Raw genomic sequence first — 25,003 nt, forward strand, 5'->3', positions numbered from 1 at the left:
ACTTAGCTTATTTTTTTACAAACGTTCCTTCTTCTAAGTAATAAGGGAACACATAATTCTTTCTGGAATTAGTGGCTCTTATTCTATAAACTATTTCGATGTTGATGATACCGTTAAGGGTTTCTGTTTCTTGCGATTTAAAATCGACATCCAACAAATCTATTCTTGGTTCGTACCGCAGTATCGCATTTTCTATGATCCCTTTGATTTTTGTAAGTAGGGTAATGGTGATGTTTTCGTATAACAAGGGGGTTAAATCGCACCCATAATCGGATCGCATAATCCTTTCATTCAATTGGGTGGTCAATAAGATGTGTAAACTTTGAAATATGTCTTCCTCTCTTGAAACCATCTCATTTGTTCCCGACTGCTTCTTAAATGTGGGTGGAAAACTCCAACCTGTGCCTAAAAATGATTTATCTTCCATATGTTCTTTTTTAACCGCCTATTAAGACCGTTGGACAACCTGCTGCAACGACACCGCCATGAGCAGTTGAATCTCCCATTCTTACTGCCGGGCTTCCTGCTATAAAAACCGAGGAAGAACCCACGGCTAAAGTATCTGGCGGACCGGTACATACACAATTATCCCCTGCGATTGATGCCGGCAACCCGCCTATTAAAACCGTGGTGTTACTTCCCGGTAACAAAGGCCCCCCTACGTGTGGTACTGTTCCCGTTGTCATCGGGCATGTATGCATGTCTGTTGCTCTTGCTGCTGCTCCCATTATTTTTAATTTAAGTTTATCATAGACCCTTTTAGAGTCATGTTACCACTACCTTCAACATCTATATTCACCCCTTCTATCTTAACATTCCCAGTTGCCTTCATGTTTAAATCTTTGCAACTTTCAATGGTTATGCCTTTATCGTTCATGGTAATTTTATTCTTGTTTTCGTCTTCTAATACAAAGCCTTTTAAATCGTCACTTATCGTTAGAATATTTCCTTTTTTGGTACTTAGTTCAATACTCTTTTTTTCATCGTCCATGATGATTTTTGTACCTTCCTTAGTAACAAATCCTTTGATGTAGTTTTCTTCTTCTATTGGAAAAGGCATCGGTTTATTACTGCTGTATAAGCTTCCCAAAATAATTGGTGTATCGGGGTTATTATTCAAACACCCTACAATAACCTCATCGTTAATACTTGGAATGAAATAACTCCCCATTTCGTTGGAAGCATTCATCGTAGCCAATCTTGCCCATACGCCTTCACCGCTACTAGATAATTGAGGAATTCTCACCTTAACCCGAAACTGATTGTTAGGATCTTCTATTATTTTGGTGACTATACCTATCTGTAAACCGTTGATGGTATTGGTCTGACCGATCTCTGCATGGGTATTGTTTATACCGGAACTGGTATTTTGGGTAAATGATCTTTCACTTTCCAAACCATATCCATACTCTGTTTTCCAACATCCGTTTTGAATAACATGCTCTTCCTGAGTGATTAGCAACACTTCATCATTAATCTGTGTATTCACCTTATTAAAGCTTATATAATCGCCAGATTTTGCCAGTAAATTTCCAAATGTGGTGACTTTACCTGTTACCGAAGCCAGATTACTTTTTGCAATGATGGTATCGGCTACACGTTGTAACGTAGCTTCTTGTAGTACGGTTTCGCTTAAACGAACGGTATGCGGATTTTCTGGAGTACTACTCTGAGACGCTGTAACGCTAACGGTTTCCTGGTTTTCGATATCCCACCGCTCTATGGTTACAGCCGATTTTTTTCTTTCGGCATCTAATTGTCCCGTAAACGCAAAAACATTAATGCCATTTTCTGCTACATAAATGGGCTTACTTTCTGGACTTAGAATATCTATTCCAACAAATTCCTCATTTCGTAAAGCGACCATCATACCTATAGAATCTAAAAACCCTACTAAATAATCCCAAGGCACTGTTGTGTTATTATGGGTAATCTGTTCTTCACCCCAGCTTTGTCCGGTTAAATTGTCGCTTAAGGTTAAGTTAGAGGTGTAGGTTGTTAGCTTTTCTTCAAAGGTTTGATTGTTATTTTCTTCTTCTGTTGCAGATTGCGACAAGCGTAAAGCCACATCTTTACATTCTATTTTGGCCACTACCTGACAGTTTTCGTACTGCTGATCCAAGGATTTTATAACGCCTTTAAATAGCGTTTCCATAGTGCCTTCAAAAGACACTTTCACTTCTATTTCTAGTGGTGGATCTGTTGGCTCGTGATGTAATGCGTGTAATGGCGAATCGGGATTGTCTTCGAAATCTTCTTCGGCTACGGCAAAAGTAAATTTGGCGAACGGAATTTTATTCAATTCGAAATGCACTTTTGCTTCTGTTAACAAAGAATCTAAACCATTGCTTACCCCATTAATGGAAAATTCCAGTTTCAATAACGTATCTGTAGGAAAAAAAGGCTTTACTGTAGACATTATTTCTTTTATTTAAGGGGTGGGAATTTTATTTTTTGACCAACCTTTAATTGCCTAAAACTCATTAGCTTATTATACTTAGCTACATCTATATAATAATTGTTGCTTTGAAAAATCTCTTCTGAAATTCGGGGCAGGTTATCGTTCATTTTAAATGTTCGTTCGTGTGTTAAATCCGGAGAACTTTTGTTCTCTTTGGCAACCATTAACTTATAATCGATTGTTCCTTTAAACACACAGGTTACTTTGGCTCGAATGGGTCTACCGTCTTTTCTAAAAAGCGTGTATTCAATGTCCATACTTTTTAAGCGACAACTTAAATTATAGCCACCCCAAAGCAGTTTTAAATAAGCTGTTTGATGAGTTTCTCCATCGTAACCCATTAACAGGTTTTTGAATTCTTCGACTTCTTTTTCAACGGTTTCTACTTCGCCAAAGGGGTTTACGATAGCCGGTTTTAATGTGCTGGCAATATCTCCAATGGTATCTAAAAGCGAATCTTCTCCTTTTCCGTCTTTAATTTTTCCTGGCGGAACAATTCCCGAGCTATCAAAAAAGAATTCGAAACTCACCTCTTCCCCTTCAATCCTGTTAAAACGCAAATCGGTTCCTGAAGTTCCCATCGCTTGATTCTCACAAAACTCAACATTGTGTTTCATGGAATACTTTTCGGGGTTTAACTGAACGAAAATGGTTTTATTAGGTGGTTCTGCGTATTCTTTGGTTGGAAAAACCTCGATACGCATTTTATCTATTATTCCAAACAGTCCTTCTATCATCTCTGAGCTTTTTCTTTAATTTTCTCTAGTACTTTCGAGGTACATTCGTTAACAATCGACGTTCTTAATTCTTGCCATTTTACGTTATTGATTTTCTCTGTAAAATGTGAAGTTTCTCGAGGTTCAACTACGTTGACTTTTATTCGTAATTCTTTAATTTCTATAGCCATAGTTTTAAAAATTTGGAACAGGCAATTCTTTAAAAAAGTTATATCGTAGTGTAATGGTTTCAATTACAATCTTATTTTCTTCGGCGTTAAAGTCGCTAAACTCATAACTTATAGGGATTGCATGCGATACATACCAAACCTTAACTGGATTCCCGTTTTCATTTAAAAGTGAAACCACCAGATTTGCCGGATAAAAAACAAAGCTTTCCAAGGCTTGATTACACCACATGGACAACCCCGACAAGTCTGAGGTTAAGCCCCTTTTTAATACCAAATCCTGATACCCAGAACGAAGAGGGAAATTGTGTTTAAAACGGTTTTGTCCCCCTTCGGTATAAGATTCTGTTTCCATAGTTACTTTTAACCCGCCTACGCTTTGAAATTTAGTATCAATAGAAAATTGAGGAACCAGTTCGAAGATTACGGAAAAGTGAAAGCCAACTATGGGGTCGTTGCTTGCCATAACGTTTAGGCTTTATATTCTACTGTAAAACCATGATTAGCCACCTCAACCGTATCGATGGCTGCTTCGTTTGCATCAGATTTTAAATCGGTGCATTTTAAAGACACTATAAAGCAATCGTTAACGGTCCATACAACTCTTGGTTCCTGATTTTCATCTAGAAGTGAAATGATAATGGTTCGTTTTTCAACTGTATTTTGAGCCACGGTATTGAACCAATCGGCAAATTCATTATCGCCTAAGAACACACCTCTTTTTAAAGTGATATTGCTTAGCTTTTGCATACCGGGCATTTTTTCTTTGAAAAAATTAGGGCTTGATCCAACACGGTGTTCTATAACATCCATTTCTTTGTTTAAACCTGAAACTTCTGTAAAAGCTATTTTACTTCCTCCCCATTGCACACTAAAATGGAACTTTGGTAACGGAAAATCTGTATTTGGCATAATTCTTTATATTTTAAGTTAAACTCTAATTGTTATGATTTTTGTTGCATTTGCTTGAATTCCAAAATGATAAATTCTGCAGGTCTTGAAGGAGCATAACCTATTTTAACGATCATTCTTCCTTCCAGGATATCTTGGGCAGACATGGTTTCATTTAATCCTACCGATACAAAGAAGGCGTGTTCTGGTTTTCCGCCAGCTAAAGCACCATCTTTCCATAGTGTGTTTAAATAATTGTCTATCATTCCTTTTACGCTCACCCATGTTAGAGATACATTAGGTTCGAATACAAATTGCATACAGGCTTTTTTAACCGATTCTTCAATCATATTGGCTAATCGTCTAACATTTATATAGCGCCAGTCGTTGGAGTTTCCTGCCAGAGTTCTACCTCCCCATACTAAAAATCCTTTTCCTGTAAACTTTCTAATGGCGTTAATTGATTTACCAGTTTCATGAATATTCATGTCTTCCTGCTCTGCATCATTAATATCGTCGGTTAAACCAACTATACCGTTAACACTTATATTAGCAGGTGCTTTCCAAACACCTCGGGTCTTGTCTGTTTGTGCATAAATACCAGCAACAGCTCCAGAAGGTGGCACAGTATTCATAGACTGTGAAAGCTTTTCAACAATAGCCGAGTAAAACGGAATCTGTGAGGTTACATTGTTTTCTTCGAACAATACATAATCATTCATGCTTGCCAAAACATTATTGGTTGCATTGATGATGGCCGCGTTTAATTTCTGAATGGCGATTTGAATTTTTCCAAAATCAGGTTCATCATGTGCAGGAATAGGGCCAGCAGCTGGAACATTTACACTTATCAAACCAGTATATGGGTTTGGTGCAGATTCTGTGTATGTTGATATGTTACCCCATACGCCTTTAAAAGCTGTATCGTTATCTAATGCTGATAAATCGTCTACATCGGCAACACCGTCCGCTTTTTTAAGCACTTCGTAAGCGAATTTAAAATCCACTAATTCTTGTGCATATTTCTTTAAAAAGTTGGTTACCTGCTCTTCCACAAATGCAGTCATTTTTGTACTGGTTAGTGGAGGAACTGTTGGTTTACCTAACGTTTTTAAAAGTGTCCAGCATACATTGGTCGCTGTTTTTAACTTGGCATGCGTATCTATAGGAATTACCACATCAGTAGGAGTCCAAGCCGAACTTAACGTATTATTATCTGCTGCTATTTTCTCGAATTCTTCAATACTGTCTTTTACAGCAGTATTTGTAGAAAAAATGCCTTTAAAGTTTACCTTACCGGCTGCAATACCATTAATATCACTAAATCTGTATGAGTAAGGAAACGCACTTTGTAAATATGGGTAGTATGAAGAACCATATTTAAGGTTTTGGTTACCTACTTTATCTCTAAAAGCGGCACTATCTGCTACTAGATCGGCTTCTTGCTTAACATCCATAATGGTGAATCGATCCATTAAATCGGCACACTGTTTTAGGGCTTGTTGGTGAACCAGTCCTAGTTTTGTTGCGTCTAAATTAATGGCATCTGGAAACAACAATAAGGTAGGTTCGTCAAATTTTCTTAATAAATCTAAACCATCAGTGAAATCGGAATCACTATTTATTGCCGCGGTATAATCTCCTATCGAAACGATATAACAAATACCACCTCCGTTAGCGTAAAAAAGACGTAAACTATTATACAACTTGTATTTACTTTCGGTTACGCTACAATTATCTGTTGGCATCAAGTTTCCATCTAGTTCTACTGTTAAAGAAGTAGGACTTGGTGCACCTCCAAAAATTTGTTCAAACTCCATAAAAGAGGAAATTCTGGTAGGAACTGTTGGTCCTTTTTCGGTGTAGCCTATAAAAGCTGGAACTGCTGTAGCAACTTGGGCTACTGAAGGAGGAAATGCATCAATCTCATTGATATATACTCCTGGTGTTTTAAGAGAACTTACATTCATGACATATTTATTATTTAAATTTAATTGCTTACTTATTCTTCGAATTCGTGGGTTTCTAATAATCCGATTGGGTTATTTATATCGTTTTCCCAAAGATTAATGGCGACTTTCTTAATGACTCTATCCTGAACTGTATTAGTGCTTTGAATCATGCACAATCTCATTTTGAACAACACAGAAGGCATATATTTTGAGCCTAAATACGACCACATTTGGTTTAACTGCTCCATACTTAAACTCACAAATTCCATAGTGAGCTTGTAATAGTCTTCTTTTTCGACTTCTGTTTTTGTTAAAAACGTATCGTATGTAATGAGTTCGGAATCGTCATTTTTATAGTAGAAGGACTTATGCTGCTGGAAGTAATCGATAATGGTTTTTAACTTTTCTATTCCGTCCAGGTATTTAGATAAGTCTTTATTATATGAGCTAAATAACAAAGACACTATAAGATGTTGTGTGGGATGCTTATAGCGCGAAATGGTTGTTTGATTATTTGTATCCTTGAGATATACCGATTGGTTTTTTTGGGTTTTATCTTCTTCAATATTTACAATGGATAGTACAATAGGTGATTTTGATACCAGAAAGTCATCACCATCATTAAGTGTTGCTATATTAGTAATATCGATTACTGTTTCACCCGGATCGATTAGTTTGCTTAACTGCTCAATAATTACTTTTAAGTCCATTTTTTATTCAAATTGGCGTTAGTTTAGAATTAAGGCATCCATGTAAATACTTTATATGAAATCATAGAAGTTTTACATTGAACACCAAAGTAACTAACTAAAAACCAATAAGTTTCAAGGAGATAGCCTTTAAAAAAAAGGTGTTTATCCCCTTTTTAAATAAGTGTTTTAGCACTAAACGGTCGGTCGTAGGCAGGCTGGCATTAGGAATACCAACACATGAAGGATTTTTATATAAATTACAATTTGAAATCTATTTGAAACAGATAAAAAACTTGTCTTTAAAAAGATTAATCTTTGGTATGACTATTAAAGAGTGATTTCAAATATTTATAGGTATTGCAACTATATACAACTAAGAAATGTAGAAAGGGAATCTTGGAACTTTACACCAGAAAGAGAAGGTTTATTTTTTTACTATACTTTGAATTAACTTGGTTAAATCGTTTATTATAGTATACAAATTTATAGACAATGAAAATTTTACGCTTTTACTATTTAAAATTGTAAATTGACATCTGCACAACTCTTTCTGGCATTTTTTACACTAGAAGATATAATATCCAATAGATATTTGTAACATTTCATTTTGAACTTGAGAAGATGTGCCTACTAAACTTGAGCCTAAATTATGTTTGCCTACACCTCCTGGTGTGAAACGTAATTGAACAAAATAAGATTTATACTCTGCGCCTACTCCTATAACTCCACTAAAATTAAAGTCTTTTGGTTCACTCTCTTTTGGAATATCGTTATTTATAACAAATCCTAATTGAGGTCCAGCTTCTACACTAAAAAACTTTGCGAATTTAAACTTTACCAAAACTGGAACATTTATATAATCAACATCAACATCCTTAAGCCCTTGAGCAGAATATAAAACCTCTGGTTGAATGGCGAATTTCTTTGCTATACCTAACTGAGCGACCGCACCAATATGATACCCCGTTCTTCCATCCAAACTACTGCCCAAAGTATTACTATCTCCAGATAAAGCAGCGAAATTCACACCTGCTTTAAAACCAAATTTGATGTTTTGAGCATTAGACGTTAAAGAGAAGCTAGTTATGGCAATAGCTAATAAAAAAAGGTTTTTCATAATAGTAGATTTAAAGGTTTAAAAAGTTTGTTTGGTTCAAAAACAATGCCACAACCTTAAACAGTACCTATATGTTTACGCACATAATTTATTCATCTCATTCATCGAATGGCTTAAATAATAAATAAGTGTTTTTAATAATAACTTTAGATATTCATGTTAAATCGGGGAGACTCGTCTACTAAGAAATTTGTAAGCTTTTTTATTATATCATATTGACCTCTATGCGTACGGTGCTTTTGAATTGAGTTTCATAAAATTATAAGGCTATTCTAAAAACCGATAAGAATACTTATCCTTCTCATGCAATCTTTTATCCGTTACAAATAAGTTTTAAACCGTATACTTTATAGTAACTGCATTCAGGACTAAGACCGAAAACCTGTAGAAAAGAGTAGGTCGTATTATTTAATCTTTAAATATCTATATTATGAAAAACTTAATTAAACTCGTTTTACCGGCTGTCGTTATTACAATGGCTATTACTGCTTCATTTGCTTTTAAATCTGCTGACACCGAAACTATTGTGGAGGAAGATAGAATATTTGCAGTCTGGTGGTATCATAACACGCCTCCTAATCAACCCAGATGTGTACCCATTATGAGAAGGTGTGACCCGGAAATACAAGGTCCTGTTTGTACTACTTTTGTACCTGGTGTAGGTTTTAGACAGTTATTTAATGTACCTAATCGAAACTTCCCCCCGGGCCCAAATAACCCGTGTAATGTTATTTTGTTTAGATGTCAAAATGCACCTAATTAGTCTTATTTTATAGAATGATTTATAATAAAAGTGAGTGTTTGAAACATTGAATATTCACTTTTTTTGAAAAAAATAGGTTTAAATCAGATGTTTTACGGCATCTATATACAAAATGGGACAAGAAAAAATAAGAATTCAATCTAGATCCGTTCTAGTTAAAATTAAGTCCGCATCAAGATTAGAAGTAATTTTCAACGTATTCCCATCGATCAAATATTCACCAGATAAATTGGAACTAATTATAGTCTCATTAAAAGGACAGTTTAGTTCTGTAATAAATAATTTACTTATAGAGATATTATTATCATTATCTTCAAAATAACCCTCTCCTTTATTACATGATCGAAATTCAACTACACCATCATTTCGAAAACTTATTGTTGCTGTGGCATTTTCAATGGTGTAAGCATTATATATAGTACTATTACCTTTTTTATTCATAACCTTAACAACTAGCCAATCTCCAATTAAACCATTTTGGCTAGGTGTGTCATCATCATTATTACAAGATGAAATGAAGAAAATAACGGTACAAAAAGCAAGTAGGTGTCTTAAATGTCTCATAATAATTTATGTTTTTTATAGATAAGATGCAAACTATTTCAAAAGGTTGCTTAGTATAAGCAATAAAAATAGATAATTGTATACATTATGAAACAATATCCTAAAGCAATTCTAAAGCCGCAAAAGCTATATTTAATAACTCATTCTAATGTTAGTAGAATTAGAAATGAGTTAAATACGCTCATCGAAACGCAAGAATTTAATTTGACTTTAAGTCGGTAAGAACTCATTGTTTAGTGATTCTGAATTAGCGGAATCCAAACATGGATTAAACAACTTGCATATTTCAAAAAAGCACTATTTCTAAGTGAGAAACTAATCTTTTCTTTTTGGTGTAGACTTGTATTTAGTTCTCCTTCATAAAGGCATCGATATATATTATGGGACAAACACCCAGTATACTTCTTTAGTTTTAAATAAGGTTAAGGAAATTCCCTGTTTACAAACACTTATAAAATGTTAAAAGAAAAGAGGAATCTATTTTTGATTTTGCATTTTTTTAAAGAAGGATTTTGCAAAATGTATCGTAACCGTTGTAAGCACAACACTTAAGAATATAGCTAATAAACCCATATTATCTTCACTTAAATGGTCGTTAATACTAAAATAAACGATTACCCACATTGATATTAAAACATAAATAGTAAACAGAGCAACAAATATGAATATTTTTAGAATTATACTAAATAAGTTTTCAATGAAGTCTAACATGATATAATATTAGTATCTTAATAACAACAAATGTTACTAAAGTAGTTTCAAAGCCGCAAAGCTTGAAAACTCTTTACCCTCACATATAATAAGATGATCTAATAGTTCTATATTTAAAACTTCCGCACCTTTCTTTATTTTTTGGGTGATGTGCTTATCTGGTAGACTTGGCGTTGTATCTCCTGAAGGATGGTTATGGCAAAGAATTATTCTTTTACATTTTTTAGCTACCGTAAAATTAAATACTTCTACAGGGTCTACATTGTTTTTGTTCAATACTCCGATGGTAAGAAGCTCAATATATTCTATGTCATTCTTAACACTTAGTCCAATCGTCCAGAAGTATTCCTTTTTCCTGTGTAATTTATTTTGTCTTAGAAGTATTTTGCGCATAATTCGCGCAATATCGAGCCCGCCTTCTATGCGTCCATTTCCATCTTTAGGAATACGTACGTTCATTTAATCTTAGTTTTATCAAAAAAAAGATTATTCCGAAGATTGTCTTTTTTTCATAAAAAGAAATTTTCTGTTTTCAAACGACTACAAACGTTTACAAACGATATTAAATAAGTAAATACCGAATAACATTTGGAAGCTGTTTCATATTTGCAGTGTTGAAGTTTCTGCTGGACTTGTTTCAGTATTATTCAACACTTAAAAATAATTTAAAAAGATCCTGAAACGAGTTTAGGATTATGTATTAACTGTTTAACACGAAAAATTAAAATTATGAACACGCTTAGAAACAAAGTACAGTTGATTGGTAACTTAGGAAACGACCCAGAAATTATTACCCTAGAATCTGGTAAAACTTTGGCAAAGTTTGCTATCGCAACTAACGAAAGTTATACCAATAATAACGGTGAAAAAATTACAGATACGCAATGGCACCACGTCGTTGACCATTTGCGAAATCGAATTGGGGGCCACAAAACCACTACCTAAAGGCTATCCCGTAAATCCTTCTTCAATTGGCGACTATTTAAAACAATATAGAATCGCACATGGCTACACCGCTTTTGAAATATCATTAGAGTTAGATGTTTACGATTCTACAATCTACAAATGGGAGCTCGGACTTACAGAACCTACTCCAAAAAACATTATAAAAATAATTGAATTTATGGGCTACGACCCACGAATTTATAATCCTTTAAAAATTGAAAATTATGAACTCACTTAGAAATAAAGTACAACTAATTGGAAGACTTGGACAAGACCCTGAAATCATCACTTTTGAAGACGGTGGTAAAATAGCAAAATTCAACTTAGCAACAGATGATAGTTATAAAGACAAAAATGGAAACAAGGTAGAGCGTACTTATTGGCATCCTGTAGTTGTTAAAAATGGTCTTGTTAATGTTGTTGAGAATTATGTAACCAAAGGCAAAGAAATTGCTATAGAGGGTAAGCTAACTAACCGAAGCTGGAGTGATAAGGATGGCAATAAACGTTACACGACTGAAGTTTTTGCCAGTGAATTATTAATGCTTAGTAAATAATTTAGTTTATTAAAGGCTTATGGTTTTTGTATAAAAACAAACTAAGAGGTCACTAAAAAGTTTTTAGATGACCTCTGTTAACTAAATTTCGTATCAGAATCTTAGTTTTTTTTCACATTCTCCCTGAAGGGTTTTGACACATAAATTGGGACATCGAGGTATTTCGAAAATAAGTACTGTACACCAAGTGATTGTTTGAAATATTTAACACACACTTTTGTTTTCTTATTAACAGTTAATAATTCTAATCTCGTCTCTTTGTGAAACTTATTCATAGAACCACTATAATAGAACTGCCGTTTATCCTTTAAAACTACACAAGTATAATTCTTCTCGACACAGCTTTGAATGTATAATATATGATTTACTCTAACCTTATATAAATTAGGTGTAATAACCTTTATATTATCTACTATTTTGATGTTCTGTTGTGTGCTTTTATTCCACGTTGTTAGCAACCATACATGCCTACCTTTTTTTTTCATTGCTATCAGTTTTAAAAAGGTTAAACAAATAGCGAAAAACACTTTTACATTTATCCCAGTCGTTGTGAGCTTTATCATGGGATAAAAAATTTAAAGCTTTATGAATAAGGTAATCCTGCACAGCTACGAACACATATTTCCATACATTAAAATCTGGAACCGTAACATACGCTACACCTATTAATACTACAAAACTCCATAATAAAAACGTTGGGAGCTTTTTAAAACTAGTAACAGTCAGTTTTAATAATCGGTTATTCTTAAAAATATCAGTCTTACTATCATAAACTGCAATCATGAAATCTGCTACATATGAAAAGTTAGAAATCTTAATATCAGATACTAATTCAAATACATAGTTCCATTCGTTTACTAAGATATACACTTTATACCCATGAAATAATTTAAAACCAATAAGTAAAAGTGCTAAAAAGATTAATACAATTTGTTCTGCGGTTAACTTTCGCTTTTGCAAAGATGATATGCCACGTATCCGTGCATATATTTTTGAAGTAAACTTTTTCATTTTTTTCGAAAAATTTGAATTAAACATTATTGTGTTTAGCTCAATTCTTTTAAAAAAAATGTTTCCGTAGCAAAATATGCAGTAGTATTGACATGTAACTAAGTTTGTTTTTTAAACCCTACAAGCACCTTGGCATATCTTTTGGTTATAGTATTGTGTAAATGGAAACAAAAAAGCAACTATGATTAAAATAATTGCTAATTTTGCTACCAAGAAAGCACCGCTGAATCGCAAATTTTGAGGTGCTATTACAATTTCATTTATAACTGATGTGGAAACACATCTAAAAATTGAATTGGGCGTCACAAATTTTTTGTGGCGCTTTTATTTTTTACGAAACTTAAAGCGCTACATGTTTCAACATAACCAACCGTGTTTATTGGCACTTTATATAATGTTAAAAGAGTTAATAATTTCTGGAATTACTTTTGAAATATTTTATTCAAAAATACACACAATTACTTTTCCTACAAAGTGATTATTGCTACCTAAGTCATATTTTCATAGTTTTTAAATCAATCCAAGAACATGTCGTAACTATTTATACTTCAAATGTTTAATTATTTTTTTTTTCATTTTTAAAATTCATTTAGTTTTGATTTGTATTAGGGTTTTGACTTGGTTTTAATTTGGTTTTTTTATTTGAGTCAACCAAGAAGATTTGTTTTATCTTACAAAAATAAGAAGGATAATACTTACTTTTGAAAATGGAAAAATTCATAATCGATATGAAAGACTCATTGAAAAAAGATGATAAATCTGAAAAAATTCGCAAAGCAATAAACTTAACTACTTTTGGAAATAATAGAGGGGAGATTCATAAAGGAACATTGAAAAAAAAGGGAATAAGTGCATTTTATAATACTTACCAAAAAATAAACGATGCTGTAAATGAAAAAATTAAAGCAGGAAGTTTTAAAGAAATAACCATTTCTAATGACCACAAAAAATTGCAAAGGTATTTTCAAGGGGAGAACACTTCTGGGCTATCGGTATTTTACTGGATGGAATTGCAATCAATTATTAAAAATATAGAAAAAGAATTAGGTGTTTCTTATGCTTCTCATCAAGATAACACATTATATGATTACTTAAATGATGAAGCTCTTAAATTTCAATACCATCCATTTCCTGATTTAGGTTTACCAAACTATTTTTATCATTTATTAAGTAATGGTATAAATATTAAACCGATAAAATCTAGACGATTAAAAGTGACAAGTGATTTATTCAAGAGAAATAAAATACACATTACTCTTAATTCTTTTGCTCATGCAGTAGCTCTTAATGAACTCACAAATAATAAAAAGAAACTTGTTTTTATTCCATTATTCAGATTTAACGGCTATGGATTAGTAATAAAAAAAGAATTAATTAAAAGTACTTATAGTAAAATTGAAGATTATGTTATAGGCGATGATTTTGAGGAGTTATTAAAGGATGATGAAATTAAATTTTGTGTAGAGAAAAATACAGACTTACATTGGATTTTATATAAATATTTAAAGTCTCATGAAATTAATATTACCAGTGAGAAATTAAAAGAAAAAATTTTTAAAGATGTAGGTTCCTTTAAAAAGGAGAAGTCTATTTTTTTATTAAGCACTAACTGGATGAATTACCAAAGTCTAGCTAAAAACGATAAATACCATGTAATAAAAGGTGACCAGTTTATTAATCATAATAATATTAATGGTCTGATATTTACCGAACAGTATTATATAGGTAATAAAAATAAAGTAAAACTACTTATTAAAAATTGGTTTGCAGCTATAAAAATATTACTCAAGGACATTGCAAATCCTCCTGATAATCATTTAGATTTTTATTGTAATAATTTAGAAAAAGAATTTAATACAGTTCTCACGAAAGAAATTTTGGCAGAAAACTTTGGGAAATATAATAAGTTCTATGAGAATTTAGAGCAGTCAAAGGCAGCATTTGGTAATATTACTGATCTAACTAAAATTAACGATTATAGAGAACTATGCGAGTTTATATATCAAAAATTTGATGCAAATAAAAAATTTGATGATAGCGATTTAACTGAACTGATTAATCGGTCTAATATAATAATAGACAATATATAAAATGAATAAAAGTATATTACTTGTTAGTTTAAATTCTAAACGCTTGGATAAGTTTATTCAAAATGGTTTAAATAAGCTAATTCCATTAAAAAATGTAGAAACAGACATCTATATATTTGATGTATTTGAGGTGTTAAATGGTATCCTATTTAATTCTTCAAATATTCTAGACGAAAAAATTAAACTAGGTAAAATAATGGAATCTGTTTATGGTAAATTATTTGATGCTGTTCCAAACAAAGGTGAAATAATAAAGTATTCAGAACATAAAAAAGAGATTAGAAAGTATATGAGCATTATTTATAATGAATACTTAACTAACCCAAGTTTTGAAAGGCATTTATGTTCTCAAATTTTTCAAAACTTACAACCTAAATTAAGAAGATATAATATTACAGATAGTAAAGATAGTTTAATTGAATTAATGACTCCTTTTCTACTTACAGAATTTGCTTTTTATTTATATGTTTTTGACATAGGAAAATATGATTTTATTTATGGTTTAGAAGATGAAATGGAGTTTATTAAATCAATAAAAAACAGTAAATACGAAAATTTCAACCCATATATTAAGTACAACCCAGAATACCGTAAAATTGAGTTTTAATGTTAGAAATTAATAATATATCATATAAATACAAGAATTCTGATTTTTCAATACGGATGGATGGAGTGGACTTTGCCCCACACAAAATAACTTGTGTATTAGGAGAAAACGGTAGTGGCAAGACTACTTTTCTTAACTTAATAGGAGGTCATTTACCATTACAGAATGGCACTATTACCGTTTTCGATAACGATATTACACATATAAACGCAAGTGAGCGCCCTATTGCTACTGTATTTCAGGAATTGGGATTATTTCCACACTTATCAGTACATGAAAATTTAGCCTTAGCGATAGAACCTAATCGTTTGTTCGGCAAGTCTGATAATGTAGATATAGATGTTACAGATATTATTAAAACTTTTCAGTTAGATGCCTTGAAAGATATAAGACCTAATTCTTTGTCTGGAGGTCAGCAACAGCGAATAGCTATTGCTAGAGCCATTTCAACTAAGCCTAAGGTTTTAATCTTAGACGAACCTACATCTGCATTAGATTATCAAAATATTGAAAAATTAACACATTTGCTAGAAGAACTAAAAAACAGTAAGCAAGTTCCCATTATGATTGTGGTATCTCACGATTGGCATTTTGTAATGGACATAGCTGACAATATTATTTATATGGAAAATGGTAAACAAGTATTTCAAGGAACAAAAGAAGAGTTTAAAGAAACTCCACTATACATCAAAAAACAATAATATGAAAACTAAAAATAAGATAACGGTATATAACTCAAATGAGTCACGTAGAGAATTTCTAAAATTATTAGGTGTCAGTGGTATAGGTATATTAGGATTGGGGGTCTTGAGTAGTTTGCATTCCTGTGCTGATGAAAAAGACAAAAAGAAAATATTGCGTTTTATTGCTTCTGGAACAATGACAATGGATAATTGGGAACAACTTGAAAAAGACTTAAAAATGACAGTGGCTTTTGCTGATAGTGGTAACGATGTTGGACCAATTATTGGCTCTATGTTACACGGTACAGCTTCAACAGATTATGACGTTGCTGGAAATCAAGGAGGAACAGAACAAGAACTTGCTGAAGCAGGAAAGATTTTAGCATGGGATTTATCTAAAATTCCAAATTGGCAACAAACATGGCAATGGATAAAAGATATTGAATCTACAAAAGTAAATGGAAAACAATATGGATTGCCTATTGTAGCTAACGCAGATTCTATTATTTATAACTATAAAAAAATCGGTAAGGTTGTAAACTCATATGATGTTATTTTTGATCCAAAATTTAAGGGGCGTGTTGCAATGGAGGACGCTTGGATAAATAGTGTCATTTTCACTGCTATTTACTTAAAAGGAAACAATATATACAAAATACAAGACCCTGGAAACTTAACTATTGATGAATTGGAATATGTTATGGAGTTTTTAATAAAACATAAGAAAGATGGACAATTTAAAACGTTTTGGTCTGGCTGGGAAACAGGAGTTCGACTCATTAAATCTGAAGAGGTATGGGCTATGACAGGCTGGGAGCCTATCGTGTATGAAGGACAAAAGTCTGGGTTAGATATTCGTTATGCAGAACCTAAAGAGGGGTATGAGGGATGGACGAACAATTTATTATTACATGCAGGAACTAATAATAGAAATGTTATTGATGAAGTTCACCAATTTGCAAATTGGTTAATGCAAGGTTATTACGGAAATTGGATGACAAAAAACCGAGGATATGTCGTTCCAAATAATAATACTTTATCATTTGCACAAAAATCAGCTGATTTTGATTTTGAAGAACAAAAAAAGAAAATTGAACATGTAAAAAATAAGTTTTCAAAAGGTGAAGTTTATTGGCAAAATGTGAGACCTACAAATTATAAATCATATGAGCAATGGTGGAGTAAGTTAAGAAATGCCTAATATCATTTTTCAATGCATTTTAATAGGATAATATCAAATTATATTTTATACACATTACTTGTTTTTTGTGTAATCCCTTTTGTTTTACTTTTATATTTTTCCTTTATAGATATTGTTAGAGATAAAATAACTTTTTCTTTAAATAGTTTTACAGAATTGTTTTCACCCATACGTTTGACTGAATTACGAACCATAACTTTTAGAGCAATATTGGTTAGTTTATTTTCTACTATTTTTTCGTTTATTATTTCGTATTTTTTATTTAGAGGGGCTTCAAAAAGATTTCAAACAATATTCTTAGTTTTAATTACAATTCCGTTATTAATCAATGAATCGGTACGAGTATTTTCTTGGCAGTTGATGTTATCGGAAAATGGATTATTTAATTCAATATTAAGTTCTATACTTGAAACTGAAATCTCAATTTTTAATGGCTCAAATTTTAGTAATGTTATTTTCGTAATGTTAATTAGTATTATTCCGTTTGGAATTTTTATTAATACAGCCTCATTAAATATAACGCCAAAAGTTTACTGGAAAGTTTCAAAAGATATCGGATTAAAACCTTTGCCTACATTTCTAAAAGTAGCTTTACCAATTTCTAAAATAAGTATTACTATCACTTTTATTATTTCATTTTTTTTGGCGTTTTCGTTGTCAAGTGAAGTTAATTTTTTAGGCGGAGATTCAAAAATAAGTATTCGAAATTTGGTTTTAAGTTTTATGAGTAGTGGGCATTTCTCGGCAATATTTTTATTAGGAAGTATTTTAACTTTTTTGATATTGTTTTTCAGTATTGTTGTTAAATTATATTTGAAAAACAAAAAAAAGAAGAGCTAATGAAAGTTCTTATAAAAATTATATTAATTGTAGTTTTAACTTTAATTATTATACCTATATTCTCTATCTTTTATTATTCATTTTCTAATACAGGAGTAGATAAATTACATTGGTATTATGAAATCATATATAATAATGATTTTTTAAAAGCACTATGGCTTTCTACTAAAACATCAGTTGTGGTTGCTTTAATAACTAGCATTATTGGTTTTATAATTTCACTTGCTTGGTTTAATAAAAAACAGCGTTATGTTGTCATGTTATTAATTATTATTTTAGGTTTAATTCCACCAGATATCATTGCATTAGGACTTAGTCAATTTTCGCAATTATTACACTTAATAGATACAAATTTATTTTTTACTGTTATAGGTTTAACACTGTATACCCTACCCTTTGTAATACTTTTATTATGGTCTAGATATTATTTTATTCATAATTCGATTATAAAATCAGCTAGAGATATCGGTATGAAAAACATTTTTATTAATATAAAAATTATTTTACCAATGTCGATTTCTGCATTGTTAACTTCTTTTATTTTTAGTTTTATTCTATCTTTAAATGAATACCCAAGAACTTACTATCTAAGTGGACATCATAATTTATTATCAGAATATCTTTACGGAAAATTAAGTTCAGGTGCAGATGAATCCATTTATGCAGGAAGTGGTATTACTATAATTCTTTCTCTTATTTTTTTATTACTTTCTTTATTTTTATTTAAAATAAGGAATATTAATAAGCAATTATAACATCTGTCCCTTGTTCTATAGTTTGGAGTTTTTATTACTTAAAAACGACTATTTTTTGTTTTCTGTCTTATTAATAAATTCAAAAAACTCTAAAAAATTCACGTTTAAACCATTAGTGATTTTAAGTAAGGTTTTTAATGTTGCAGATGTATGCCCCCTCTCTAACCTTTGTACTTGCCTCTCATCAATATCTGAAATTGTAGCTAAGTCTAACTGAGTCATATTTCGCTCTTTGCGTAACTCTCGAATACGCTTTCCAATATCATCAATAAAGACTTCTACTTCTGATTGTTTCATAACATTACCTCATGAGGTTAAAACAGAAATGTAGATGTATTTACAAAAACATTACACGACAAAATTGCCGTGTAGGAAAAATTATCTATATATTTGAAGCCTAATAGACTCAATACTAACACCCCAGTCGAGTCATGGGGTTAAACTCAATTTAAAAATAAAACGTATGAAAACACAAATTTCAATTTACAGGTTTACTTGGTTACTACTATTTACAATCAGTTTAGTCAATTGTTCATCAACTGAAAATGAATCTGTAAATGAAAACCCAAAAACCGACAATAATCAACCAGATACTGAATCATCAATATCTAAGATAGAAATAAGTACTTTAGATAATACTTCATTGTCTTTTGGTAGGGTATTCCCCAATTATAAAGGAAAAAGAATAAGTATGAAGATAGAGAATACAGGTAATAAAGAGCTTTTAATATCGTCTATTAATCTACCCGATGGATTCACTTTATCAGAAACATTTACTCAAATATCTTTATCACCTAATAGTGAGATAGTTTTATGGGTTGTTTTTACCCCAACTATGGAGCAAGAATATAAGGGTGATATTATTGTTAATTCAAATGCTAATGAGGGAGATGGAACAATTGAAGTTATTGGAATTGGTTCTACTAAAACCTATGATTATGATAACAATGAATACAATATAATAAAAATTGGAAATCATTTATGGCTCAAAGAAAATTTTAGAGGAACACATTATCTCAATGGAGATCCAATACCTCATTCCTCTTTTAATGATACAGCACTAGATGAAATATATGGGAAATTCTATCAATATTCAGAATTTATTTACTGGAACTCTACATTAGACAGACCTTCTCTTGGTAACGGAAATCAGCTTATTCCAGGATTTACATTACCAACAAATTATCATTGGAATAATCTTGTTGATGCTTTAGGAGGTTCCAATGTTGCGGGAGGTAAAATGAAACAAACAGGTATAAGTTTATGGAAAACTCCAAACAAAGGAGCAACAAACGAAAGTGGGTTTACCGCACTTCCAGCTGGCTCAACGCATAACAATATAGTATATAATTTAAAAACTGCTGCAAAATTTTGGTCATACAAAGATGATTCTGACTTTCCCGGAGATTATGCATATAGCTTCATCTTATTCAGTGGCTCTGAATTATCTACCTTGGGAAAAGACCATAACTCCTCTTTCTATTCAATACGTCTCGTTCAATAATTTATAATATGACTACTCTAACGATAATCAAATAAAAGCCATCGTAATTGATGGCTTTTATATTATTTCAATCAGTCAAATAATAATGAGTTATCGCAAGAGAAATACTATCAAATATTCCCATAGTGTATGGTTCGGCTTCAAAGAGCTTCCTTTTTGGTCGTAATCTGTTTTTTAATGCAGGAATATTTTGTGCAATAGTTGATGCTATTTGATATTTAGATTTCGCATTAAAATTTAAAAATACTTCTCTGATTTGAGCTCGGGTATATTGAGCTACAGGAATATTATTTGTCTTTGCATGATATACAATGCTAGTAATGAGTTTTTGTACTCTCACTGACTTTCTCGTTCTCTTGGTTTCAATGTCTTCCAATAAAACTATTTCGGGTTCATAAAAAGCTATTAATTCTTTCATTCGTTTTAAAAGATACTTATTTGACATGGGGCGAGATACCACAATACGGTAGTCTTTGGGAGTAAGAGCATTTTCCATAATAGCAAAACCAAAACCAAGTTGATTAGGATAGAATGCTAATACCGTTTTAGTTCCCTTTCTATCCATGGTGTTTATTGTGCAATCCATTGACAAACGAAGTTAAATATGCTATCCTGTGCTTACCTCTTTGAGGTTGTTCCATTTTTAATTGTTCAATACGTTTTTTACTGCGAGTTACGATACGTTCCCTCATCGTTTTCATATGATTAGGAAAGAGTGTTTCAAGACTTTTCCCAAAGAGGATATGGAATCCTAAAATAGTTTCGAGTGTAGGACGACGGTGACCTTTTTCATGTTTGTTATACATACCTGTATCTTGATGAAAAATGTAGGCAACATCTTGTTGCAAAAGCCCTGTCTCTTTTCTACATGATAAAAAAGTTGTTTTTGTTTTCATAAATATAATTAGCGAAGTGAGTTAAGTTCACTTCGCTTTTTGTATTCTAATAGAAAAGCAGTTTTGAAAGTATAATGCAAAAATTGTCTATTTAGACAATTTTTTTCGTGGTGGTGCAACATTCTATGAATGAGATATAGGTAACTGGTATTTGAGTGTAATTGGTAGTTAAATTGGATATGTTAAAATCATAAAATTACTATTAATAGTTTTCTAAGGAAGTACAATAATAGAGAGTTAATGTGACGTGTAGTGCCTCTAATTGAATTATAGTTGATGGAAGAATAAGAGTATGTGAACTTTATAATAAATGAATTGTTAAGCATTAATAACTTTGTATATTTTCGTTATTGATTTGAATAGATGTGAATGTGAACATTCACATAACGAGAGATATACCATGTAATTTATTGAATACTGATTATGGATATTTCTTTAATTTTAATATTTCAGCTAATCGTTCAGTATCTGTTAATCTTTTATATACTTTCTTTTGTTGAGTTAGTTTAGTAGGAGTTAGTTTTGTTGTAGGTAATTTTTTCCTAAGGTCACTATACTTTTTTACATAGGGTTCAGTATTTTTTTGGCTATCTACGAGTAAACATTGGTAATATATACGCATCTTACCTTTTCTTGAATCTGTAGTTCGTAATTCATTTCCATAGAAGTCAGTAGCTTTAATGATATCGAGTTCTACTAATATCTTAATACTTTCTGATATGGTTTTGATTGAAAGACCTGTTTTCTTGTTAAATTGTTTATAGCTAATCCAATCACGTACTTTTCTTTTTTTAGTTTTTGAATCATACCAGCCAAGCGTTTGACGAATGATTATGAGCAAAACAATGATACAACTAGACTTGAGGTTAGGAATGAGTACGAATAAGCTATTTGGTATCATAGTGGTTTCTTTATAGTTCATAGAAACTATTATGGTGTTTGCTTAATTGATTAAATAGGTAATAAAAATTGGCACTACATAAATGTCAATTTTTGACTTCTATTTGCTTTATATATTCTGCGTAGTCTTGGTATATGTCATTAGTAATACCAACACGATTAACACAAGAACAAATCGTTGAATTTAAAGAATTGTATAAAGAGCATTATAATATTGAACTTACCAACGAAGAAGCCAACGAAAAAGGTGTTCGGTTCTTGCAATTTATAACAGTCATTATTGAAAATAATGAGGCTTTTTTTGATGAGTGATTAATGATATAGTAAACCTACTACATCATAATCTTTATAATAAGATTTAAAAATAAAAAGAGGCAAAGGATGATTTATGATGTAGTAATTTTAAGTCTTATTTCCTTTGTCTCTTTTTGTGCCTAACTATGAATAACACTATCAAATATTTCCTCTATGCACGAAAATCGAGTGAAGGAGAAGATAGACAAATAACCAGTATTGAAGACCAAGTATCAGAGGTTTCAAAACTGGCTAAAGAATTAAATATTGAAATTGTCGATATCATTTCTGAATCAAAATCTGCAAAACAACCAGGTCGAGAAAAGTTTAATGAAATGTTAACTCGTATAGAACAAGGCGAAGCACAAGGGATATTATGTTGGAAATTGAATCGTCTTGCACGTAACCCTATTGATGGAGGTCGTATTTCATGGATGTTACAGCAAAACGTTATTCAACATATTCAAACCTATGGGAGGGATTATAAACCGTCTGACAATGTTATTATGATGTCAGTAGAGTTTGGTATGAGCAACCAATACGTTAAAGACTTATCAGTTGATGTTAAACGTGGACTACGTAAAAAAGCTGAACGTGGGTGGTATCCGACTACGCAACTCCCTCTGGGATATTTACATAATGTAAATAAAGCACGACAAGATACAAGTGACGAGATTATTATAGACCCAAAAAGTTTTTTCATTATCAAAAAATTATGGGAATTACTCTCAACGGGGCTTTATTCGATTGCTGATATTAAACGAGAAGCCTATGCTTTAGGTTTAAAAAGTCGTAAAGGTAATCCTTACTCAATGAGTAGTTTTTATTTAATGGCAAAAAATGAGTTCTATTGTGGTTATTATTACTGGAATGATGATAACGGAAATAACGTTAGGTATTTAGGAAAACATAAACCTATGATATCCGAAGAAGAGTTTAAGAAGGTTCAAGAAATATTGGACAATAATAGATATCCGAAAAGGACAGGACAATACAACTTCCCCTATCGAGGACTTATTACCTGTGGCGAATGTAATGGCTTTGTAACAGCCGAAAACAAGTTACAGGCTATCTGTACTCATTGTAAGTATAAATTCTCCATTAAAACGAAAACTAGCTGTCCTAAATGTAAAACAAATCTTGATGAAATGAAGAAACCATCAATTATTGATAAGACGTATTATCATTGCACCAAGAAAATTAAAAAAGATTGTTCACAAGGTTCTATTACTGATATTGCAATTGAAGAGTTTATACAAAAAAATCTAGAGCAAATTTCTATTTCTAAACAATTTTATGATTTTGCAATAAAATCATTAAAGTTTCTTAATAAGACCAGTAATCAAAAAAACGATAAAATTAGAACTCAACTTAAAAAGAGGAAAACTGAATTATTGAATCGTTTACAACGATTAATAGAAATGCGTTTGGATGATGAGTTAACAGCTAATCAATTAACAGAGATGAAACAAGCTAATGAAAACTCAATTAAAGAAATAGATAGTAAGATATTATCTTTGAATCATAATGAGTTAAACTGGTTTAAAGTGACAAAAGAGCAACTCAATTTTGCATGTTTCAGTATGAAAAAATTTAAAAAAGGGGATAAAAAAACAAAAAGGGAGATTGCATCAAAAATAGGGTCGAACCTAACTTTAAAAGATAAGTCGCTTTATTTTACAAGGTTAAAACCACTTTGGGCTATTCGTAATTGTGCCAATGCTTACACCCATGAAATTGATAAGTTAGAACCGAAAAAAAGCATTAAAAAACAAGGCTTAAATGAATATTTTGACACCTTATTTCTTACACTGCGGAATAGACAGGAATCGAACCTGTTTTGTCAGACCTTCAATCTGCTGCATTGATCAACTTTGCTACTATTCCTGCTTTTGTTGAGGTATTAGGATTTGAACCTAAATCACCCGAATTAAAAGCTCGGTGCTTTAACAATTAAGCTACACCTCAATTAAATCGGTAAACTTGGTTTACCGATTTGTTATTCTCCTTTCTTTACAATAAATTATTCAATCGGTTTTGAAACCAGCTGTTATTTGCTTTTTTCTCTACTTCATTTTTCACAACCGTTTCTTGCGCTCGATTTTTTTTATTTTGAATTTTACGCTTTTCATCTACACGTTTAATTTCTTCATCAACGTAATAGGTGAAATCGTTGTTAAGCGCAAACATTTTTGCCTCTTGTAAAGCTTCTTTAGCGTTTTCAAACTCACCTAAGGATTCGTATAAATAACCTTGGGTTAGTTTAATTCCAGCTTTATCAACACCTTTTACGGTTATGGCAAAGTCGATTAGCTTTTGAGCTTCTTCGGAATCATGATTGTTAACCAGTAATCTGATGTAATCTGGGTATATATCCGGGTTTTCAATATTAATAGCCAAAGCATTTTCGTAATATGTTTTTGCTGCTTCATAATCCCCAAGTTTTTCACTTTGAACTTTAGCCATTAAGCATAGTGCTTTTAAGTTATTTGGCTCGTATGATAAGACATAATTTAAGGCTTCAACAGCTTTCGCCAATTCATAAGGATAAGCTTCTAATGCTTTAAATAAGTATATGTTATATGTGTTGTTTTTCATTTTAGTTTTCAATTAGGAGTTACTTGTTTTAATTATACAGCATGTATTATCTGCTCTTAAAACTGAG

At 31.6% G+C, this 25,003-nt stretch carries 29 protein-coding genes, 2 tRNA genes and 2 pseudogenes; 13 read left to right on the forward strand and 20 right to left on the reverse strand.

What is annotated here, in order from left to right; genetic code table 11:
• Nucleotides 1-7 precede the first annotated feature (7 nt).
• The 10 genes from C1H87_RS10295 to C1H87_RS10335 all read right to left on the reverse strand — a co-directional run bounded on the left by C1H87_RS10295 (nucleotide 8) and on the right by C1H87_RS10335 (nucleotide 8,017).
• On the reverse strand, nucleotides 8-427 hold the full coding sequence (locus C1H87_RS10295) for a GPW/gp25 family protein (protein WP_102755722.1): 420 nt from the start codon (nucleotides 425-427) through the stop codon (nucleotides 8-10).
• Between the two features lie 10 nt (nucleotides 428-437).
• Nucleotides 438-728, reverse strand: coding sequence for a PAAR domain-containing protein (locus C1H87_RS10300; RefSeq protein ID WP_102755723.1), 291 nt, complete (start codon nucleotides 726-728; stop codon nucleotides 438-440).
• Nucleotides 729-733: 5 nt separating this feature from the next.
• Nucleotides 734-2,419, reverse strand: coding sequence for a phage baseplate assembly protein V (locus C1H87_RS10305; RefSeq protein ID WP_102755724.1), 1,686 nt, complete (start codon nucleotides 2,417-2,419; stop codon nucleotides 734-736).
• 8 nt (nucleotides 2,420-2,427) lie between these two features.
• Nucleotides 2,428-3,198 carry a CIS tube protein gene (locus tag C1H87_RS10310; protein WP_102755725.1) on the reverse strand — a complete coding sequence of 257 codons (771 nt, stop codon included), beginning with the start codon at nucleotides 3,196-3,198 and terminating at the stop codon, nucleotides 2,428-2,430.
• Entirely contained in the window at nucleotides 3,195-3,368 is a 174-nt protein-coding gene (locus C1H87_RS23745) for a DUF5908 family protein (protein ID WP_394337961.1), read from the reverse strand. Before C1H87_RS23745 ends, C1H87_RS10310 begins: the two co-directional genes overlap by 4 nt.
• 4 nt (nucleotides 3,369-3,372) lie before the next feature.
• Entirely contained in the window at nucleotides 3,373-3,831 is a 459-nt protein-coding gene (locus tag C1H87_RS10315; RefSeq protein WP_102755726.1) for a phage tail protein, read from the reverse strand.
• Between the two features lie 5 nt (nucleotides 3,832-3,836).
• Nucleotides 3,837-4,277, reverse strand: coding sequence for a phage tail protein (locus C1H87_RS10320; protein ID WP_102755727.1), 441 nt, complete (start codon nucleotides 4,275-4,277; stop codon nucleotides 3,837-3,839).
• 32 nt (nucleotides 4,278-4,309) lie between these two features.
• Nucleotides 4,310-6,226: a phage tail sheath C-terminal domain-containing protein gene (locus C1H87_RS10325; RefSeq protein WP_102755728.1), complete on the reverse strand. Its 1,917-nt coding sequence runs from the start codon at nucleotides 6,224-6,226 to the stop codon at nucleotides 4,310-4,312.
• A gap of 32 nt (nucleotides 6,227-6,258) precedes the next feature.
• Entirely contained in the window at nucleotides 6,259-6,918 is a 660-nt protein-coding gene (locus C1H87_RS10330) for a Pvc16 family protein (protein ID WP_102755729.1), read from the reverse strand.
• A gap of 547 nt (nucleotides 6,919-7,465) precedes the next feature.
• Complete coding sequence (locus C1H87_RS10335; RefSeq protein WP_102755730.1) at nucleotides 7,466-8,017, reverse strand: porin family protein; 552 nt, start codon at nucleotides 8,015-8,017, stop codon at nucleotides 7,466-7,468.
• 430 nt (nucleotides 8,018-8,447) lie between these two features.
• On the opposite strand from C1H87_RS10335, the gene C1H87_RS10340 reads away from it, so the two are divergent.
• Complete coding sequence (locus C1H87_RS10340) at nucleotides 8,448-8,780, forward strand: DUF6520 family protein (RefSeq protein WP_102755731.1); 333 nt, start codon at nucleotides 8,448-8,450, stop codon at nucleotides 8,778-8,780.
• A gap of 135 nt (nucleotides 8,781-8,915) precedes the next feature.
• Here C1H87_RS10340 and C1H87_RS10345 read toward each other — a convergent pair whose 3' ends face one another.
• Together C1H87_RS10345 and C1H87_RS10355 are read right to left on the reverse strand one after the other, a co-directional pair.
• Complete coding sequence (locus C1H87_RS10345) at nucleotides 8,916-9,344, reverse strand: META domain-containing protein (RefSeq protein WP_102755732.1); 429 nt, start codon at nucleotides 9,342-9,344, stop codon at nucleotides 8,916-8,918.
• Between the two features lie 747 nt (nucleotides 9,345-10,091).
• The gene (locus C1H87_RS10355) at nucleotides 10,092-10,514 is read right to left on the reverse strand and encodes a JAB domain-containing protein (RefSeq protein ID WP_102755734.1); all 423 of its coding nucleotides are present in this window, start codon (nucleotides 10,512-10,514) and stop codon (nucleotides 10,092-10,094) included.
• 270 nt (nucleotides 10,515-10,784) lie between these two features.
• Here C1H87_RS10355 and C1H87_RS10360 point away from each other — a divergent pair.
• The 3 genes and pseudogenes from C1H87_RS10360 to C1H87_RS10370 all read left to right on the forward strand — a co-directional run.
• A pseudogene (locus C1H87_RS10360) lies at nucleotides 10,785-10,955 on the forward strand (single-stranded DNA-binding protein); the annotation flags it as partial.
• 19 nt (nucleotides 10,956-10,974) lie between these two features.
• Nucleotides 10,975-11,238 carry a helix-turn-helix domain-containing protein gene (locus C1H87_RS10365; protein ID WP_158655181.1) on the forward strand — a complete coding sequence of 88 codons (264 nt, stop codon included), beginning with the start codon at nucleotides 10,975-10,977 and terminating at the stop codon, nucleotides 11,236-11,238.
• Nucleotides 11,225-11,557 (forward strand): single-stranded DNA-binding protein, encoded by a 333-nt coding sequence (locus tag C1H87_RS10370; protein ID WP_102755737.1) that lies wholly within the window; start codon nucleotides 11,225-11,227, stop codon nucleotides 11,555-11,557. Before C1H87_RS10365 ends, C1H87_RS10370 begins: the two co-directional genes overlap by 14 nt.
• Nucleotides 11,558-12,025: 468 nt before the next feature.
• On the opposite strand, the gene C1H87_RS10380 is transcribed toward C1H87_RS10370, so the two are convergent.
• Entirely contained in the window at nucleotides 12,026-12,568 is a 543-nt protein-coding gene (locus C1H87_RS10380) for a hypothetical protein (RefSeq protein WP_158655182.1), read from the reverse strand.
• A 707-nt stretch (nucleotides 12,569-13,275) separates the two neighbouring features.
• On the opposite strand from C1H87_RS10380, the gene C1H87_RS10385 reads away from it, so the two are divergent.
• From C1H87_RS10385 to C1H87_RS10410, 6 genes are read left to right on the forward strand one after another with little or no spacing between them, the layout of a single operon-like run.
• Entirely contained in the window at nucleotides 13,276-14,658 is a 1,383-nt protein-coding gene (locus C1H87_RS10385; protein ID WP_102755740.1) for a hypothetical protein, read from the forward strand.
• Nucleotide 14,659: 1 nt separating this feature from the next.
• A complete protein-coding gene (locus tag C1H87_RS10390) occupies nucleotides 14,660-15,265 on the forward strand; it encodes a hypothetical protein (RefSeq protein WP_102755741.1) in 606 nt (201 codons plus the stop codon).
• Nucleotides 15,265-15,966: an ABC transporter ATP-binding protein gene (locus tag C1H87_RS10395; protein WP_102755742.1), complete on the forward strand. Its 702-nt coding sequence runs from the start codon at nucleotides 15,265-15,267 to the stop codon at nucleotides 15,964-15,966. Before C1H87_RS10390 ends, C1H87_RS10395 begins: the two co-directional genes overlap by 1 nt.
• A gap of 1 nt (nucleotide 15,967) precedes the next feature.
• The gene (locus C1H87_RS10400) at nucleotides 15,968-17,149 is read left to right on the forward strand and encodes an ABC transporter substrate-binding protein (protein ID WP_102755743.1); all 1,182 of its coding nucleotides are present in this window, start codon (nucleotides 15,968-15,970) and stop codon (nucleotides 17,147-17,149) included.
• Nucleotides 17,150-17,161: 12 nt separating this feature from the next.
• Nucleotides 17,162-17,989, forward strand: a complete 828-nt coding sequence (locus tag C1H87_RS10405) for an ABC transporter permease subunit (RefSeq protein WP_102755744.1) — start codon at nucleotides 17,162-17,164, stop codon at nucleotides 17,987-17,989.
• Nucleotides 17,989-18,744: an ABC transporter permease gene (locus C1H87_RS10410; RefSeq protein ID WP_102755745.1), complete on the forward strand. Its 756-nt coding sequence runs from the start codon at nucleotides 17,989-17,991 to the stop codon at nucleotides 18,742-18,744. Before C1H87_RS10405 ends, C1H87_RS10410 begins: the two co-directional genes overlap by 1 nt.
• Nucleotides 18,745-18,792: 48 nt before the next feature.
• Here the strand turns inward: C1H87_RS10410 and C1H87_RS10415 are convergent, their stop codons facing one another.
• Nucleotides 18,793-19,041: a helix-turn-helix domain-containing protein gene (locus C1H87_RS10415; RefSeq protein ID WP_102755746.1), complete on the reverse strand. Its 249-nt coding sequence runs from the start codon at nucleotides 19,039-19,041 to the stop codon at nucleotides 18,793-18,795.
• A 166-nt stretch (nucleotides 19,042-19,207) separates the two neighbouring features.
• On the opposite strand from C1H87_RS10415, the gene C1H87_RS10420 reads away from it, so the two are divergent.
• Entirely contained in the window at nucleotides 19,208-20,248 is a 1,041-nt protein-coding gene (locus tag C1H87_RS10420) for an FISUMP domain-containing protein (protein ID WP_102755747.1), read from the forward strand.
• A gap of 67 nt (nucleotides 20,249-20,315) precedes the next feature.
• Here C1H87_RS10420 and C1H87_RS10425 read toward each other — a convergent pair whose 3' ends face one another.
• The 3 genes from C1H87_RS10425 to C1H87_RS10435 form a co-directional block, all read right to left on the reverse strand.
• On the reverse strand, nucleotides 20,316-20,813 hold the full coding sequence (locus C1H87_RS10425; RefSeq protein ID WP_102755748.1) for a hypothetical protein: 498 nt from the start codon (nucleotides 20,811-20,813) through the stop codon (nucleotides 20,316-20,318).
• On the reverse strand, nucleotides 20,806-21,144 hold the full coding sequence (locus tag C1H87_RS10430; RefSeq protein ID WP_102755749.1) for a helix-turn-helix domain-containing protein: 339 nt from the start codon (nucleotides 21,142-21,144) through the stop codon (nucleotides 20,806-20,808). Before C1H87_RS10430 ends, C1H87_RS10425 begins: the two co-directional genes overlap by 8 nt.
• A 421-nt stretch (nucleotides 21,145-21,565) precedes the next feature.
• The gene (locus C1H87_RS10435; RefSeq protein ID WP_102755750.1) at nucleotides 21,566-22,066 is read right to left on the reverse strand and encodes a hypothetical protein; all 501 of its coding nucleotides are present in this window, start codon (nucleotides 22,064-22,066) and stop codon (nucleotides 21,566-21,568) included.
• A gap of 113 nt (nucleotides 22,067-22,179) precedes the next feature.
• Between C1H87_RS10435 and C1H87_RS23315 the strand changes: the two genes are divergently transcribed.
• Nucleotides 22,180-22,356: a hypothetical protein gene (locus C1H87_RS23315; RefSeq protein WP_158655183.1), complete on the forward strand. Its 177-nt coding sequence runs from the start codon at nucleotides 22,180-22,182 to the stop codon at nucleotides 22,354-22,356.
• A gap of 128 nt (nucleotides 22,357-22,484) precedes the next feature.
• Nucleotides 22,485-23,294: pseudogene (locus C1H87_RS23750) on the forward strand (recombinase family protein); the annotation flags it as partial.
• Between the two features lie 858 nt (nucleotides 23,295-24,152).
• On the opposite strand, the gene C1H87_RS10445 reads toward C1H87_RS23750, so the two are convergent.
• The 3 genes from C1H87_RS10445 to C1H87_RS10455 all read right to left on the reverse strand — a co-directional run bounded on the left by C1H87_RS10445 (nucleotide 24,153) and on the right by C1H87_RS10455 (nucleotide 24,936).
• Nucleotides 24,153-24,225, reverse strand: a tRNA-Phe gene (locus C1H87_RS10445).
• 8 nt (nucleotides 24,226-24,233) lie between these two features.
• Nucleotides 24,234-24,306, reverse strand: a tRNA-Lys gene (locus C1H87_RS10450).
• 45 nt (nucleotides 24,307-24,351) lie between these two features.
• A complete protein-coding gene (locus C1H87_RS10455) occupies nucleotides 24,352-24,936 on the reverse strand; it encodes a tetratricopeptide repeat protein (RefSeq protein WP_102755751.1) in 585 nt (194 codons plus the stop codon).
• Nucleotides 24,937-25,003 lie beyond the last annotated feature (67 nt).

Origin of the sequence: Flavivirga eckloniae (assembly GCF_002886045.1) — a bacterium.
Taxonomy (GTDB): domain Bacteria; phylum Bacteroidota; class Bacteroidia; order Flavobacteriales; family Flavobacteriaceae; genus Flavivirga; species Flavivirga eckloniae.